The 14,108-nt window shown below is 72.2% G+C and carries 12 protein-coding genes, 3 tRNA genes and 1 riboswitch; of the genes, 2 read left to right on the top strand and 13 right to left on the bottom strand.

What is annotated here, in order from left to right:
* Positions 1 to 232: 232 nt before the first annotated feature.
* From LCE31_RS25680 to LCE31_RS25630, 11 genes are all read right to left on the bottom strand, one after another.
* Entirely contained in the window at positions 233 to 1,276 is a 1,044-nt protein-coding gene (locus LCE31_RS25680; RefSeq protein ID WP_225018087.1) for a M23 family metallopeptidase, read from the bottom strand.
* 674 nt (positions 1,277 to 1,950) lie between these two features.
* A riboswitch (cyclic di-AMP (ydaO/yuaA leader) is annotated at positions 1,951 to 2,105 on the bottom strand.
* Positions 2,106 to 2,374: 269 nt separating this feature from the next.
* Positions 2,375 to 3,613: a PP2C family protein-serine/threonine phosphatase gene (locus LCE31_RS25675; protein WP_374118556.1), complete on the bottom strand. Its 1,239-nt coding sequence runs from the start codon at positions 3,611 to 3,613 to the stop codon at positions 2,375 to 2,377.
* A gap of 486 nt (positions 3,614 to 4,099) precedes the next feature.
* Positions 4,100 to 4,173, bottom strand: a tRNA-Met gene (locus tag LCE31_RS25670).
* A gap of 58 nt (positions 4,174 to 4,231) precedes the next feature.
* Positions 4,232 to 4,423 carry a hypothetical protein gene (locus LCE31_RS25665; protein WP_225018083.1) on the bottom strand — a complete coding sequence of 64 codons (192 nt, stop codon included), beginning with the start codon at positions 4,421 to 4,423 and terminating at the stop codon, positions 4,232 to 4,234.
* A 142-nt stretch (positions 4,424 to 4,565) separates the two neighbouring features.
* Positions 4,566 to 4,778 (bottom strand): hypothetical protein, encoded by a 213-nt coding sequence (locus tag LCE31_RS25660; protein ID WP_225018081.1) that lies wholly within the window; start codon positions 4,776 to 4,778, stop codon positions 4,566 to 4,568.
* Between the two features lie 188 nt (positions 4,779 to 4,966).
* Positions 4,967 to 5,040: transfer RNA gene (locus LCE31_RS25655), tRNA-Lys, on the bottom strand.
* 95 nt (positions 5,041 to 5,135) lie between these two features.
* Positions 5,136 to 5,996 (bottom strand): helix-turn-helix domain-containing protein, encoded by an 861-nt coding sequence (locus tag LCE31_RS25650; RefSeq protein WP_225018079.1) that lies wholly within the window; start codon positions 5,994 to 5,996, stop codon positions 5,136 to 5,138.
* A 230-nt stretch (positions 5,997 to 6,226) separates the two neighbouring features.
* Positions 6,227 to 7,156, bottom strand: coding sequence for a metal ABC transporter permease (locus LCE31_RS25645; protein WP_225018076.1), 930 nt, complete (start codon positions 7,154 to 7,156; stop codon positions 6,227 to 6,229).
* The gene (locus tag LCE31_RS25640) at positions 7,153 to 8,109 is read right to left on the bottom strand and encodes a metal ABC transporter permease (protein ID WP_225018074.1); all 957 of its coding nucleotides are present in this window, start codon (positions 8,107 to 8,109) and stop codon (positions 7,153 to 7,155) included. The genes LCE31_RS25645 and LCE31_RS25640 overlap by 4 nt, the downstream gene beginning before the upstream one ends.
* Complete coding sequence (locus LCE31_RS25635) at positions 8,096 to 9,211, bottom strand: metal ABC transporter ATP-binding protein (protein WP_225018072.1); 1,116 nt, start codon at positions 9,209 to 9,211, stop codon at positions 8,096 to 8,098. Before LCE31_RS25635 ends, LCE31_RS25640 begins: the two co-directional genes overlap by 14 nt.
* The gene (locus tag LCE31_RS25630) at positions 9,208 to 10,206 is read right to left on the bottom strand and encodes a metal ABC transporter solute-binding protein, Zn/Mn family (protein WP_225018070.1); all 999 of its coding nucleotides are present in this window, start codon (positions 10,204 to 10,206) and stop codon (positions 9,208 to 9,210) included. Before LCE31_RS25630 ends, LCE31_RS25635 begins: the two co-directional genes overlap by 4 nt.
* A gap of 243 nt (positions 10,207 to 10,449) precedes the next feature.
* Between LCE31_RS25630 and LCE31_RS25625 the strand changes: the two genes are divergently transcribed.
* Together LCE31_RS25625 and LCE31_RS25620 are read left to right on the top strand one after the other, a co-directional pair.
* Positions 10,450 to 10,752 carry a hypothetical protein gene (locus LCE31_RS25625; RefSeq protein ID WP_225018068.1) on the top strand — a complete coding sequence of 101 codons (303 nt, stop codon included), beginning with the start codon at positions 10,450 to 10,452 and terminating at the stop codon, positions 10,750 to 10,752.
* A 145-nt stretch (positions 10,753 to 10,897) separates the two neighbouring features.
* A complete protein-coding gene (locus LCE31_RS25620) occupies positions 10,898 to 11,200 on the top strand; it encodes an ArsR/SmtB family transcription factor (protein ID WP_225018067.1) in 303 nt (100 codons plus the stop codon).
* A 67-nt stretch (positions 11,201 to 11,267) separates the two neighbouring features.
* Here LCE31_RS25620 and LCE31_RS25615 read toward each other — a convergent pair.
* Both LCE31_RS25615 and LCE31_RS25610 read right to left on the bottom strand, forming a co-directional pair.
* Positions 11,268 to 11,341 (bottom strand) — tRNA-Lys (locus LCE31_RS25615).
* Between the two features lie 296 nt (positions 11,342 to 11,637).
* Positions 11,638 to 13,863 (bottom strand): DEAD/DEAH box helicase, encoded by a 2,226-nt coding sequence (locus LCE31_RS25610; protein ID WP_225018066.1) that lies wholly within the window; start codon positions 13,861 to 13,863, stop codon positions 11,638 to 11,640.
* Positions 13,864 to 14,108: the final 245 nt, after the last annotated feature.

Raw genomic sequence — 14,108 nt, 5'->3', positions numbered from 1 at the left:
CCCCCGCGGCCCCGGGCCGCGTGCTGGCGCCCCCGCCCCCGGGGCGGGGGGGGGCCCCCCCCGCCCCCCCCCCCCGGGGGGGGCGGGGGGGGGGGCCCGCGGGCGCCGCCGGGGGCCCCGGCGGCCGGGCCGGGGCGCTGGAGGGGGAAGTCCCCCGGGCCCGGCCGCCGGTGGTCTGGGCGAACGGTCGTGATGCCTGCCAGCGGCGCGAGGGCGCCGGCTCGGGCACGGATCAGGGCTTGAGGCCGTGGTCCTGAAGCCAGGGCCGCGGGTCGATCGCCTTGCCCGCGGTCGTACGGACCTCAAGGTGCAGATGCGGGCCCGTCACGTTGCCGGTGGCGCCGACCCTGCCGATGACATCGCCTGTGCTGACCTTCTGCCCGGCCGACACGAGCATCGAGGACTGGTGGCAGTACCAGAGCTCCTCGCCGTCGTCGAGCTTCACGACCGTGCGGTAGCCGTACGACCCGGCCCAGCCGGCCGAGACGACCGTGCCGCTGTGCACGGCCTTGATCGGCGTCCCGGTGGGAGCCGCGAAGTCGAGGCCGGTGTGGTAGCCGGACGACCACAGGGGGCCCGGGTCGCCGAACTGACCGGTGATCGTGTACGAGGCGACCGGGAGGCTGTAGCTCTTGGCCAGTTCGGCGAGGCGCGCCGCCTCGGCCTTCTTCCTGGCCTCGGCCTCGGCCTTCTTCTTCGCCGCCTCCGCCTTCTGCTGCGCGGCCTTCTGCTCCTCGGCGGCGTGGGCCCGTGCCGCGCGCACCGCGTCCTGCTCGGCGCGCGCCTGCCGGGCGTCGTCCGCGGCCTGCTGCTGCGCGGACGCCTGCTGGAGGATTCTCGCCCGCAGGGCCTCGCCCGCGTCCGTGGCACCGTGCTCGAAGTCGGCGGTGGAGACACCCGCGGTGGTCAGCGGGGCGCTCGCGAGTACGGCCGCGGGCGTGGGCTCCTCGTCCGGCATCAGCGAGTTGACCACGGGGAGCGACGCGACGCCCTGGGGCACGTGGTCCGCTATCGCGTCGGGCATCGAGATGGCGACAGGAGCCTTGCCCTCGGCCGCGGCGATCCCGCCCGCGCCGACTGCGGCGATGACGCCCACGCCGAGCACCGTGGAACTGCGGGCGAGTGCGCTGCGCTGCTTGATGACACGGTGCTTGCCCCGGAGCGGGGAGATGGAGGTGGCCGAGCCCTCCTCGGCCACGAACTCGCCCCACGCCTTCTCCGCCGGACCGTCGAGCGCGGGGCCCCCGTCCGGAACGGCCTCGTGGAAGACCGGGATGCCGCCGACCGCGGTCTCCCCCACGGCCGGGAACGAGCCGGTGTCGCCCACCGTCGGGAACGAGCCCGTGTCGGCCACCGTCGGGAAGGAACCCGTGTCACCCACTGTCGGGAACGAGCCCGTGTCGGCCACGATCGGGAACGAGCCCGTGTCACCCACCGCCGGGAACGAGCCCGTGTCACCCACCGTCGGGAACGAACCGGTGTCGGCCACGATCGGGAACGAACCGGTAGCACCGGCGGCGGCGAACGACCCCGTGTCGCCGACCGGGCCCCCGTACGGCGCGTACGCCTGGCCCTGGCCGGCGCCCTGTCCCTGGTACTGGCCCTGGCCGGGCCCCTGTCCCTGGTACGGCGCGTGTTCGGCGCCGTACGTGCCCGCGGCGGCGCCGTAGCCGCTGTACGCATGCTCGTGCCCGGAACCGGTGTACCCGTACGCGGGACCGGCCTGGCCCGGCCGGTCGACGCCCGGGACGTGTGCGCCGTACGCCTGGGGGGAACCCTCAGGAAAGTGGACGCCGCCGGAAAGGCCGTTGGCGGAAGGGACGTTGGCGTAGGGAGCGCGGAAAGGAGCCTCGTGGCCGAAGGACTGGGGGCCGCCGGGAGAGCCTGGCGAGGGCGGGGTTTGGAAGTGGGCTTCCGGGGCAGGCTTGTTGGACGCCACTGGGGCGCACTCCTTTCCTTCCTTCTCGCCTACCGGGTTAGCTGACGGGTTCGGAGCAGGAAGGTCTCCTACGGGTGTGCCGGCTGCCCACAGGCAGCAAGTAACGCCCGATTCACCCCAATTGTTGGTTCCCCGGTTCCCTTGCGGAATTCGGCGCACGAGCACGGCGCCATCTCTTACGACGGCTGGGACGACCGCGCTGCGTTATCGAACGTTAATAGAGACCTGGCCGTTATTCCAAGCTGTTCCCGATGATCGTTAACGACTTCGCATCGGATCAACCAGGACAGATGGTGGCGCAAACGGGCGAGTTGACCTCTCCTCAGCCACGCACCCGCCCCTCTCCGGTGGCCACGATCCGGCCCGGGCCCTACGAACGTCCCGCCGGCCGCTGTGCGGAGCGCTCGCGACCGCACACCCAGCGTGACGGCCACCTCATCTCGGCGGGACCACGTTCATGATCCGGCGCCGCTTCGGCTCCCGTACCCCCGGCCTGCTCACCGCGAGCAGCGCCATGTCGTCGGTGCTGCCGCCTCCGGTATGGACGCGCACGTCCCCGACGACCGCGTCCAGCAGCTCCTCGGGGCCGGGGAAGATCCGGCCGTTCAGCCGCTGCGCGGGGTCGTAGAAGACACCGTCACTGTCCCGCGCCTCCGACAGGCCGTCCGTGTAGAACAGCAGCGTGGCGCCCTCGGGGTAGGGGGCCGTGTCGGCCCGGTCGGGCCAGACACCCAGTTCCGTCATCCCGAGCGGCAGCGCGAACTGACCGGGCTCCAGCGTCTTCACGACACCGCCGGACTCCAGCAGCATCGGCTCGGGGTGACCGCGGTTGACCAGCCGTACGATCCCCTCGCCGCGCGGGATCTCGGCCAGGACGGCCGTGGTGAAGGACTCGGCCGCGTCCCGTTCCGACCGCCGGGTCCCCTCCCGCATCAGGGCCCGGTCGAGCCGGTGCGCCACGCCCTCAAGGGTGCGTTCCTGCTCCGCCGCCTCCCGGAAGGCGCCGACCAGCACGGCCACGGTCTCGACCGCCTCCATGCCCTTGCCGCGCACGTCACCGACGATCAGGCGGACGCCGTGCGGGGTGTCCTGCACCGCGAAGAGATCACCGCCGATGAACGCGTCCTCCTGCGCCGCCTCGTAGCGTGCCGCGATGTGCAGCCCGCCGATCCGCTCCGAGGGCTGCGGCAGCACCGCCCGCTGCGCCGCCTCCGCGATGATGCGGGCGGACGCCAGCCGCTCGCCGCTGCGGCGCACGATGCGGTTGATGCCGAGCGCGAGCGCCGACACCGTCACCACGGTGATCAGGTCGCCGACCGCCTGGACCCGGCCGATCGTGCCGTCTCCGATCCGCAGCAGCGCCTCGGTCGCGATCGCCACGAGCGCGACCACCGCGGTGCCCGCGAAGGTGAAGAAGGGGGCCGCCACCATCGGGGCCGCGGCGAAGAACGGGGACGCGGTGAAGCGGGTCGGCGTGACCGAGTCGAAGACGACCCCCACGAAGATGACGCCGATGGGCAGCCAGAACCGGAATCTGCTCGGCCGCGGATTGGGGGTCTCCTCCCCGCGGACCGGCTCCCCCTCGCGCCGGGAGACCCAGTCGCGCGCGATCCCGACGCCGCGGCGGCCTCTCCCGCCCCGGCGATCCCGCGCGCCGCGCCCCGTCTTCACCACCAGTGGTCTCTCCCCTGTCGGTCTCCGCCGGTCTCCTCGCCAAGGCTGCGGACGGTACCGCGCTCCCCCCAGGCTGGCCGCCATCATGCCCGGTGGCGACTCGCCTTCGGCCGACTGGCGTACGGCCGCGGGCCGCGCGGCGGCGCGCGCCCCCGGCCCGCGGAACCGCCGGCGCGGGCCCCGCACGAGCCGTACGCGGTCGTACGCGGGCCATACCCGGGCCGCACTCAGGCCACGGAGGGACGCTACGCGCTCGGGAGTGAACCCGGCGTATGAAATTGACGGGCCGGGCCGCGCAGCACGCGCCGGGGCACCACCCACCGGGCATGGGGCACCACACACCCCGGAAGCCCGGATACACCGAAGCCCCGGGCACAGCCCGGATACACCGAAGCCCCGGGCACAGCCCGGATACACCGAAGCCCCGGGCACAGCCCGGATACACCGAAGGCCCGGATTCCAGGGAATCCGGGCCTTCGGCCTGAGTAGCGGGGACAGGATTTGAACCTGCGACCTCTGGGTTATGAGCCCAGCGAGCTACCGAGCTGCTCCACCCCGCGTCGGTGAAACCAACCCTACGCCATCCGGAGCAAGATCTTTCCCACTTCCCGGGAGGGCCTAGGCGGCAGGGACCACGTCCGCCTTCACCGCGGCGGCCCACTCGATCAGCAGCTGCTGGTAGCGCTCCTGCTCAGCCGGGGTCAGGGAGGCGCCGGCGCGGGCCCACAGGGCACGGATCTGGCTGTTGACGTCAGCGGCGGAGCGCTCGGAACCGGGCTCGTCGATGGCGCCGGACGGAGAAACGAACATGTGCACAAGACTACGGGCCGCCACTGACAGTCGGCGGAGCGTGCGGGGCCGCGGAGCACGCATGTGATACAGGACACGCCGACAGGACGCTTTTCGGCCGTCACCGCGTCCCGTAGGGCCGTCACCGCGTCCCGTAGGGCCGTCACCGCGTCCCGTACTCGTGAGCGGCACCGCCCTGCCACTCCACCCACGCCGGGTCGTCGAGCAGGTCCCACGCGTCCGGAAGCCCGGCGCGGCGCAGGAATTCGACCAGGTCCTCGTCCGAGTGGGCGAGGCCCATGATCTGCCCGCGGACCGTGACTCTCCGGCCGCCCGTCCCGGACGCCCGGTGCACGACGATCGGTGCGTCATTCATAGCCCCAAGCCTGCGACGAACGGCGCCGCTCCGCAGCATCCTGAGCGTTTTGCCTTCGTCACCCGCCCGTATCCCGGCCTGGGCCGAGGACCAGAGGCCCGAGCCGACGAGCTGGATGGAGAACCCGAGAGGGCAAAGAGGAACCCCCGTGCGGCGGGCGGCCGGCACGGGGGCGGAGGCGGGAGCAGTAGGCCGTGTGGGACTTGAACCCACAACCAACGGATTAAAAGTCCGCTGCTCTGACCAATTGAGCTAACGGCCCGCACCGCGAAGCATAGTCCGCCCCCGGAGCCTCACATGCCCCGAGGCCGCGGCAGGGCCGGGCGCCGCCGGTGGCGGTGGCGGCCACCGCCCGTCTCAGTACTGCTTGTACAGGTCCGAGAGGATCTGTCGTGTCCGGGACGCCGACTCGGCGAGAGCGACCATGCGGTCCATGGCCTCCTTGTGCTCGGCCACTTCGACCGCCTCGTCCAGGTAGAGCGCGCCCGTGAGGTACTCGACGTAGACCACGTCCGGCACCTCGGGCACGTCGAAGCGGAAGAGGACGAACGACGTGTACGTGCCGGGGTGGTGACCGGACGCCAGCTCCGCGAGCTGGAGTGTCACGTTGGGCAGCTCCGACATCTCCAGCAGGCGGCCGATCTGGTCGCGCATCAGCCGGGGCGAGCCGACGGGCCGCAGCAGTACGGTCTCGTCCAGCACGGCCCAGTACGCCGGCGGGTTCTCCTTCGTCAGCAGCGCCTGCCGCTGCTTGCGCAGGGCCACATGGCGCTCGACGCGCTCCGGGTCGAACTGGCCCACCGCGCCCGTCCGCAGGATCTCGCGCGTGTACTCCTCCGTCTGGAGGACGCCGGGCACGAAGTGCGGCTCGTACGTACGGATCGTCTTCGCGGCCTCCTCCAGACTGACGTACCCGCTGAACCAGCCGGGCAGCACATCGTGGAAGCGCTGCCACCAGCCGGGCTTGTTGGCCTCCTCCGTGATCTCCAGGAAGGACGCCACGCCCGACTCCTCGACCCCGTACACCGGCAGCAGCACCTGGAGGTACGGGATCTTCAGGGCGACCTCCGCGGATTCCATCCTGCGGATCGTCGCCACCGTCACGTGCAGCAGCTTCGCGGCCTGCTCCCGCGTCACTCCGGAACGCTCCCGCAGACCGCGCAACTGCCTGCTCAGAACGAGCTGGCCTATCGTCGGGGCCGACCGCGGTTCACTCATGGCCGGTGCCCCCCTGTGCGCGCATGGGCGCAGTCTGCCACAGGAACAGAACGTGAGTGCGGGCCAGCTCGTCCCTTTTTCCTACCTTTTCTCTCCCCTTCCGGGTCGGCCTCCCCCTTTCGGGTCGCCTCCCCCTTTCGGGTCGCCTCCCCCTTTCGATCGCCTCGCCCTTTCGGGTCGGCCTGCGCGCGCCCTCCCGGCGGCCGGAAGCGCCCCGAGCGTGTCCGTGTCTACGAGGTCGGGTACGAGGGCACCTCACCGCCGGCCGGCGCGCCGCCGCGCCCGGCGTCCTTCAGGAACGTCAGTCCGTACACCGCCGTCGCCGCCGCCATGATCCCGAAGCTCGGGGGCAGCGTCGGCACCGCGTAGCTCAGCGCGAGCCCCGCCCACATCTCACCGAGCCCGAGCCCCGCCGACAGGGCGAGGCCGCGCAGCGGACGGTCCGTCAGGCGCGTCGCCGCGCCCGCGGGGGCGGCGAGCAGGCCGAGCAGCAGCAGCGACCCGACGGCCTGGGTGGCCTCGGCCGCACACGCGCCGACCAGCACGAGGAAGACCAGGCCGAGCAGGCGTACGGGCACCCCGCGCGCCGCGGCCACCGCCTCGTCCACCGACGCGAACAGCAGCGGCCGGGCGATCGCCAGCATGGCCAGGGAGATACCGGCGGCCACCAGGGCCGCCGTCAGCGCCTGGCTCCAGGACAGGCCGAAGATGGAGCCGAACAGGACATTCACGCCCGCACCGCCGTTCCCGGCGCTGCGCGAGGTCGTGTACAGGGTGAGGAAGAACGCGCCGAGCCCGAGAATCCAGGCGAACACCGAACCGATCACGACGTCGTCCGCGCGGCCCTTCCTTCCGATGCCGCCGATCAGCAGGGCGACCGCGATCGTCGCGACGAAGAGGCCGAGCCGCAGGTCGTAGCCTCCGGCGAGGGCGGCGAGCGCGCCCGTGAAGGCGACGTGGCTGAGCGCGTCGCCGGTGAAGACCTGGGCGCGCAGCACCAGGAAGTAGCCGGTCAGCCCGGCCGCGAGGGCGATGGCGGAACCGGCGAGGAAGGCGTGCAGGAAGTACGGGTGCGTGAAGGCGGCGAGCCAGCCGTGCCCGGCCCCGCTCCCGTCTCCGGCCGCGAACAGCGCCGTCGCCGCCGCCGGGTACGCGCTCATGCAGCGCCTCCCGTCGTCAGCGGCAGCGGCTCGGTCCCCGCGGTCCGCGCGCCGGTCCGCCGTCCGAACCTGCCGTGCACGTACTGCCCGCCGCGCGCCAGCACAAGGACGCCGAACGCGAAGGTCGTCACGTAGAACCCGACCGGATACGGGGAGTAGTACGCGACGATCAGGCCCGCCCAGGTCACCGCCACCGCGATCACCACCGACAGCACGAGGCTCACCGAGGGCCGCGCGCTCAGCGCCTGGGCCGCCGCGCCCGGCATCACGAGCAGCGCGAAGACCAGCAGCGTGCCGGTGATCTGGCTGGCACCCGCGGTCGCCGCGCCCAGCAGGACGAGGAAGAGCGTGGACAGCAGCCGTACGGGGACACCGCGCCCCGCCGCCACGTCCGGGTCGACGGACGCGAACAGCAGCGGTCTGCCGAGGGCCGCGAGCGCCACGAGCACCACGGCCGTGACGACGAGCAGCAGCCAGACCTGGCCCGTCGTGATGCCGAGGAAACTGCCGAAGAGGAGCGAGGTCACACCGCCGAGGAGCCCTTTGTAGAGGGTGGTGAAGAGGAAGCCGCAGGCGAGCAGGAACGCCTGGACCGTGCCGGTGACCGCGGACTCGTGCCCGCCCGCCTCCCGGCCGGTGCGCGGCATCGCCGCGACGACCAGCGCGGCGGCCACGCAGAAGGCGAAGTAGCCGTACGTCGCCGACACCCCGAGCAGGGCCGCGCAGGCGGCGCCCGGGAAGCCGACAGTGGCGATCGTGTGGCCGGCGAAGCTCTGCCGTCGCAGCACCATGAACCAGCCCATCGCGCCCGCGCCGACCGCGACGACCGTACCCGCGCGAAAGGCGTTGACCATGAAGGGGAAGGCCCACATCTCCCGCAGGTCGGCGGCCGGGTTCCAGGACCAGGCGGGCAGCGCGCCCGCCGCGAGGGCGAAGGTGTCAGCCGTCGGCACGGCGGTCCCCCCGGGACTCCGGCACGGACGCGGACGACGACGCCTCTGTCTCCGGCTCCGGCTCCGGCTGCGACGATTCCTGCGTCTCCGGCTCCGGCTGCGACGATTCCTGCGTCTCCGGCTCCGACGGCACCCGCGCCGACGCCTGCGCCTGCGCCGGAACGAGCGCGGCCGGCCGCCGTATCGCCTCGGGCGCGGACGACGCCTCGCGCTCGGCGGTCTGCTCGCCGTGCCGGTCGACGTGCCGGGCCGGGGCCTCCGGCTGGCCGACGACCACGAGGCGTCCGTCCGACGTGGTCAGCACCTCGATCGACGTCCCGTACAGCCGCGACAGCGTCTCGGACGTGATGACGTCGGCGGGGCGCCCGGTCACGGCGCCGCCCTCCGCCAGGTACACGACCCGGTCCAGGCGGGACAGGATCGGGTTGACGTCGTGCGCGACCATCACCACCGCCACGCCCTCGTCCCGGCAGATCCGGCCGATCAGCGCGGCCACCGCGGCCTGGTTCGGCAGGTCGAGGCTGTCGAGCGGCTCGTCGAGCAGGAGCAGCCGGGGCCGGCGTACGAGAGCCTGCGCGATCAGCAGCCGCTGCTGCTCGCCGCCCGAGCACCGGCCGATCGGCCGGTGTGCGTACGACTCGGCGCCGACCAGCCCGATCACCTCGGCGACCCGCTCCGCCGCGACCCTGGCCCGCCGACCGAACCGGCCGGGCAGCGGGAACGGCAGCGGCACCCCCCAGCGGTCGCCGTCCCAGCCGAGCCGGACGACGTCCGTGCCGCGCATCCGCAGGGACGCGTCGAAGTTGCGGCGCTGCGGCAGGTAACCGACGCGCGCTCCGGCCCGCCCGGGCCGCGCCCCGAGGACGCGTACCTCGCCCTCGGACGGCTGCCTTCCGCCCAGCAGGACCTTGACGAGCGTCGACTTGCCGACGCCGTTCGGGCCGAGCACGGCGACGAACTCCCCCGCACCGACGTCCAGATCGACCCCGGACCACAGCGTCCTGCCGCCGACGCGGGCGCCCGCGCCACGCAGCGAGACCACCGGCGCGGCGGTGTCCCGCGCCCTCGGGACCGTACGGGCCGGGGCGTCCGTCGCGGTCATTTCCCGGTCGCTTTCGCCAGCGCGGCCTGGATTCCCTTCAGCTGGCGGACCTGCCAGTCCTGGAAGGAGGCGCCGGCGGGGGTGAGGGTCTCGGTGACGGTGGCGACCGGGATGCCCTCCGCCTTGGCCGCCTTGACCTGGGCCTGGACGTCGGGTGTCGCGTTCTGGCTGTTGTAGACGTACACCTTGATCTGCTTGTCCGCGATCTGGTGGTCGATCAGGGACTTGTCCTTCGCGGTCGGGTCCGTGCCCTCGCTGATGGCGTCGAGGAAGGACTCGGGGGTGAGGAGCTTCAGGCCGAGGCCCTGGGCGAGCGGCGCGAATATCGACTCGGAGGCGCCGACCGGGGTGCCCGCGTACTTCGCCTTGATGTCGGCGATCTCCTTCGTGTACGGCGCGAGCGTGGTGTTCTCGAAGGTGTTCTTGAGCGTGTCGAAGTCGGCGGAGTCGGCGGGGTCGAGCTTCTTGTAGTCGGCCGTGATCTGCTCGATGACCTGGTGGACGTTGTCCGGCGAGTACCAGCGGTGCGGGTTCCCGTTCGCCGGGACGCCGACCAGCTTGCCGACCTCCAGGTCGGTACGGCTCGGTCCGGGGTTCGCGGCGAGGAGCTTGCCGGCCCAGGAGTCGTAGCCGACGCCGTTGACGATCGTGAGCTGCGCGCCCGCGACGGTACGGGCGTCGGCGGCGGTCGGCTCGTAGTCGTGCGGGTCCGCGTTGGGGTTGTCGATGATGCTCGTGACCTTCACGTGGCCGCCGCCCAGCTGGGAGGCGATGCTGCCCCAGAAGTTCTCGGCCGCCACCACCTGGATGGTCTTCCCGCTCTTCCCGCCGTCCCCGCCGGTCTTCGCGGCGCCGGACGCCGAGGCGCCCTTCGACGGCGCCGACGAGCCGTCCCCCGCGTTCGAGGAATCCGGTGAGGTGGAGCAGGCGGCTACGGAGGCGGCGGCGACCACGGCTATGCCGACGAGGGCGAGTCGGGAGGGGATGACGTTCATGACCGCCACGCTAGATGGAAATGACTTTCAAAACCAAGGCACAGGGTGCAGATATGAAAATCATTACCATTCTGTGATACATGGAGTGGCGCGCGGAGGCGATCGGCCGGTACGAGTGCGCCATAACGGCCGAAACCCGACAGGCAATATATGCGTGAATGGCAATATGCTAATGTTGCAATGTATTGATGAGCTGAACCCAAGGCATCTGCACATGCCTTCCGATCCCCCAGGAGTGACGCCATGACCTCGGCCACCACCCACGCCCCGCACACCGACCACGACCACCAGCACGGCTCCGGGTGCGGGCACGTCGCGATCCCCCACAACGACCACACCGACTACGCGCACGACGGCCACCTGCACCGCGACCACGGCGACCACGCCGACGAGTGCGCCATCGCGGGCCACGTGACGCACGAGGGCCACACGCACGAACACGGCGCGGGCTGCGGCCACGTCGCCGTCCCGCACGAGGACCACACGGACTACGTCCACGACGGCCACCGCCACGCGGCGCACGCGGGCCACTGGGACGAGCACTGAGAGGAAGAGGCCCGGGCGGGAGGCCGGTCCGGGACGGGAGGCCGGGTCCGGGGCGGGAGCCCCCGGCCGAAGGACCGCCGCCGACAGGCCGGCCCCCGTCTGGTTCGCGCTGTTGACATCGATTATCAGATGCTAATGTGCGCATGTGACGATAACTTCGGAGGGCGACCCGCTCCAGAGCCTGCAACCGGCCAGTGATCTGCTGCGCGCTCTCTCGTCGCCGGTACGGATCGGCATAGTCAGGGAGCTGTCGGCCGGCGGCCGGCGCGTCCATGAGCTGGTGGAGGCGCTCGGCGTGAGTCAGCCGCTCGTCTCGCAGCACCTGCGGGTCCTGCGTGCGTCGAGGATCGTCACCACCCGCAGGGAAGCCCGCGAGATCGAGTACTCCCTGCTGGACGAGCATGTCGCCCACATCGTGCTGGACGCGATCAAGCACACACGTGAATGAGCGTGAACGGCCGCCCTCGCCCCTGCGTGCGCGGCACGGCGCACGGCCACGGGGAAGACCGAGTGAGTGGGCCGTGTGGGACTCGAACCCACAACCAACGGATTAAAAGTCCGCTGCTCTGACCAATTGAGCTAACGGCCCCGGTACGGCACATCGAGCATAGCCCGCCCGGCCGTTGGGACCGTTCGGCCCGGCGGACCGACCCGACGGAGCGGCCGGACCGAGCCGGTGGCCGACCCGCCGGAGCAGCCGGTGGACCGGTCGGCCCGGCGGGAAAGACGGGCAGATCCGCCCGGCGGAAACGACAGCGGGCCCGTCCCACCTCGGAGGGGGGACCCCCCCGCTGCGCTGTTCTACGACCGCGCTCCGGCCGGTCCGCAGCCGCTGTGCCGCGACCGTCGGACCGCGCTCGCGCTCACGGCCACTCGACCGGTGTGTCAGCCGTTGCGCTTCCAGCGCGGCTTGTCGTCGCGGCGGCCGAACGAGCCGGTGCCGGTACCCGTGCCGCCACGGTGGTCGTCACGGCGGCCGTACGGACGGTCGGAGGAGCCGCCGCGGTAGCCGCCGCCCGACGGGCGGTCGCCCTGCCGGTCGCGGTTGAACGGACGGTCGCTGCCGCCCCGGTGGTCGCGGCGCTCGAAGGAACGGCCGCCGCGGTCGTCGCGGCGCTCGCCCCGGTCGTCACGCCGCTGGAAACCGCCACGGTCACCGCCGCGGTCGCCGCGGTCGTCACGGCGCTGGAAACCACCACGGTCGCCACCGCGGTCACCGCGGTCGTCACGGCGGAAGCCACCCCGGTCACCGCCCCGGTCGCGGTTGAAGCCGCCCCGGTCGCCAGCGCGGTCGTCACGCCGCTGGAAACCGCCACGGTCACCGCCGCGGTCGCCGCGGTCGTCACGGCGCTGGAAGCCACCGCGGTCGCCACCGCGGTCACCACGGTCGTCCCTGCGGAAGCCGCCCCGGTCGCCGCCCCGGTCGTCACGGCGGTCCGTGCCGGGCCGCTGCCGTTCGAAGTTGCCGCGCTCGTCGCGCCGCTGGCGCTGCTGCTCGGCCTCGGCCGCCGCGGCCTTCGCCGCCGCCTCCTCGATCGCGCGCTCCGCCTCGGCCTGCACCTCTGCGACCGCGGCCTCCGGGTCGTCCCCGCGCTCGCGGGCGGCGCGCGCCACCAGGCGGCCCGCCTCGTCGCGCAGTTCTGCGGCGCGGCGAGCCGCGCGCTCCAGCTGCTTCGTCAGGTCGGCGACCTCGCGCTCGGCCTGCTTGGCCGCGTTGTTCGCGGAGTCGGCCTGCACCTCGGTGAGCGAACGGGCACCGGTGATCTCGGCGACCTCCGGGTCGAACGCGCCCGCGCCGCCCACCATGTGGCGGGAGGCGTCGACGCCCGCGTCCTCCATCAGCCGGAAGATCTGGCGGCGCTGGTGCGGCAGCGCGAGGGAGACGACGACACCGGACTTGCCGGCGCGCGCCGTACGGCCCGAGCGGTGCAGGTAGTCCTTGTGGTCGCCGGCCGGGTCCACGTTCAGCACCAGGTCGATGCCGTCGACGTGGATACCGCGCGCGGCGACGTCGGTCGCGACGAGCGCGTTGACGTAGCCGTCCTTGAAGTCGGCCAGCGTGCGGGTGCGCGCGCCCTGCGTCATACCGCCGTGCAGCGCGTCCGCCTTCACCCCGGAGTCGCGCAGCTGCTCCGCGATCCGGTCGGCGCCGAGCTGGGTCCGTACGAAGATGATCGTGCGGCCCTTGCGGGCGGCGATGGCGGCCGTGACGGGCGCCTTGTCCTTCGGCTTCACCACGAGCACGTGGTGCGACATCGTCGTGACGTTGCCCTGGGCGCTGTCCACCTCGTGGCTGACCGGGTCGGTCAGGTAACGCTTGACCAGCGTGTTGATCTCGTTCTCCATCGTGGCGGAGAACAGCATCCGCTGGCCGCCCGTGGGCACCAGGTCGAGCAGCTCGGTGACCTCGGGCAGGAAGCCCAGGTCCGACATCTGGTCGGCCTCGTCGATGATCGCGACCTGGATCTGCTCCATGGAGCAGGCGCCGCGGTTGATGAGGTCGCGCAGCCGGCCGGGCGTGGCGACGAGGATGTCGACGCCGCGCTCCAGCGCGTAGATCTGGTTGCCCATCGACGTACCGCCGCAGACGACCTTCATCTTGAGGCCGAGCACGTCGCCGTACGGCTGGAGGGCGTCCGCGACCTGCATCGCGAGCTCGCGGGTCGGGGTAAGGATGACGCCGCGCGGCTTCTTCTTCTCGGTGCGGCCGCCGGACAGCGTGGCGAGCAGCGGAAGGCCGAAGGAGAGCGTCTTGCCGGAGCCGGTACGGCCACGGCCCAGGATGTCCTTGCCCGCCAGGGCGTCCGGGATGGTCGCGGCCTGGATCGGGAACGGGACGGTGACGCCGTTCTGCGCGAGCTTGCGGACGATCGACTCGGGCAGGCCGAGGTCGCCGAAGGTGGTCTCGGGGGCCGCGTCGGTGTCGCCGTCGGCGTTGATGTCGCTGTCGCCGTCGGCGGCCTCGTCGATGGCCGCGGCCTCTTCGAGACCGGTGGAGAGGACGTCGGCCGGGTCGGCGACGGTGGTGGTGGCCGCGGCGTCGGGGTGTCCGACCGCCTCGGGGGTGTCGTTCTCGGGCACGACGGCGTGGTCAGTACTGGAAACGGACATGCGAAATGCGAAACCTTCCGGAGTCTCGGCACGCGCCCAAACTCCGTGTTTCACCTCTCGACCGCCTCGATGCGGTCAGCCACGGTAAGGGAGAGTACGCGCCACACGGCGCTCTTCTTTTTCGGCGCCGGGGAAATGATCAAACGATCTACTACCATACGCAGTGCCCGGCCCCTAAGGCAAACCGGTTCCGAGCGGCGCTGCTCACACCCGTCCCATCACCCCGTATGTCCCTTCCCCCGAAG

The sequence above is a fragment of the Streptomyces sp. 8L genome (genome assembly GCF_020176795.1).
Lineage (GTDB): Bacteria > Actinomycetota > Actinomycetes > Streptomycetales > Streptomycetaceae > Streptomyces.
This window is presented reverse-complemented; position numbering and strand designations above follow the sequence as displayed.

Bases quoted from the DNA above. Each gene is read 5' to 3' on its own strand.
- LCE31_RS25665 (WP_225018083.1), bottom strand. From the start codon at position 4,423: ATGTTCGTTTCTCCGTCCGGCGCCATCGACGAGCCCGGTTCCGAGCGC.
- LCE31_RS25660 (WP_225018081.1), bottom strand. From the start codon at position 4,778: ATGAATGACGCACCGATCGTCGTGCACCGGGCGTCCGGGACGGGCGGC.
- LCE31_RS25650 (WP_225018079.1), bottom strand. From the start codon at position 5,996: ATGAGTGAACCGCGGTCGGCCCCGACGATAGGCCAGCTCGTTCTGAGC.
- LCE31_RS25645 (WP_225018076.1), bottom strand. From the start codon at position 7,156: ATGAGCGCGTACCCGGCGGCGGCGACGGCGCTGTTCGCGGCCGGAGAC.
- LCE31_RS25635 (WP_225018072.1), bottom strand. From the start codon at position 9,211: ATGACCGCGACGGACGCCCCGGCCCGTACGGTCCCGAGGGCGCGGGAC.
- LCE31_RS25630 (WP_225018070.1), bottom strand. From the start codon at position 10,206: ATGAACGTCATCCCCTCCCGACTCGCCCTCGTCGGCATAGCCGTGGTC.
- LCE31_RS25625 (WP_225018068.1), top strand. From the start codon at position 10,450: ATGACCTCGGCCACCACCCACGCCCCGCACACCGACCACGACCACCAG.
- LCE31_RS25610 (WP_225018066.1), bottom strand. From the start codon at position 13,863: ATGTCCGTTTCCAGTACTGACCACGCCGTCGTGCCCGAGAACGACACC.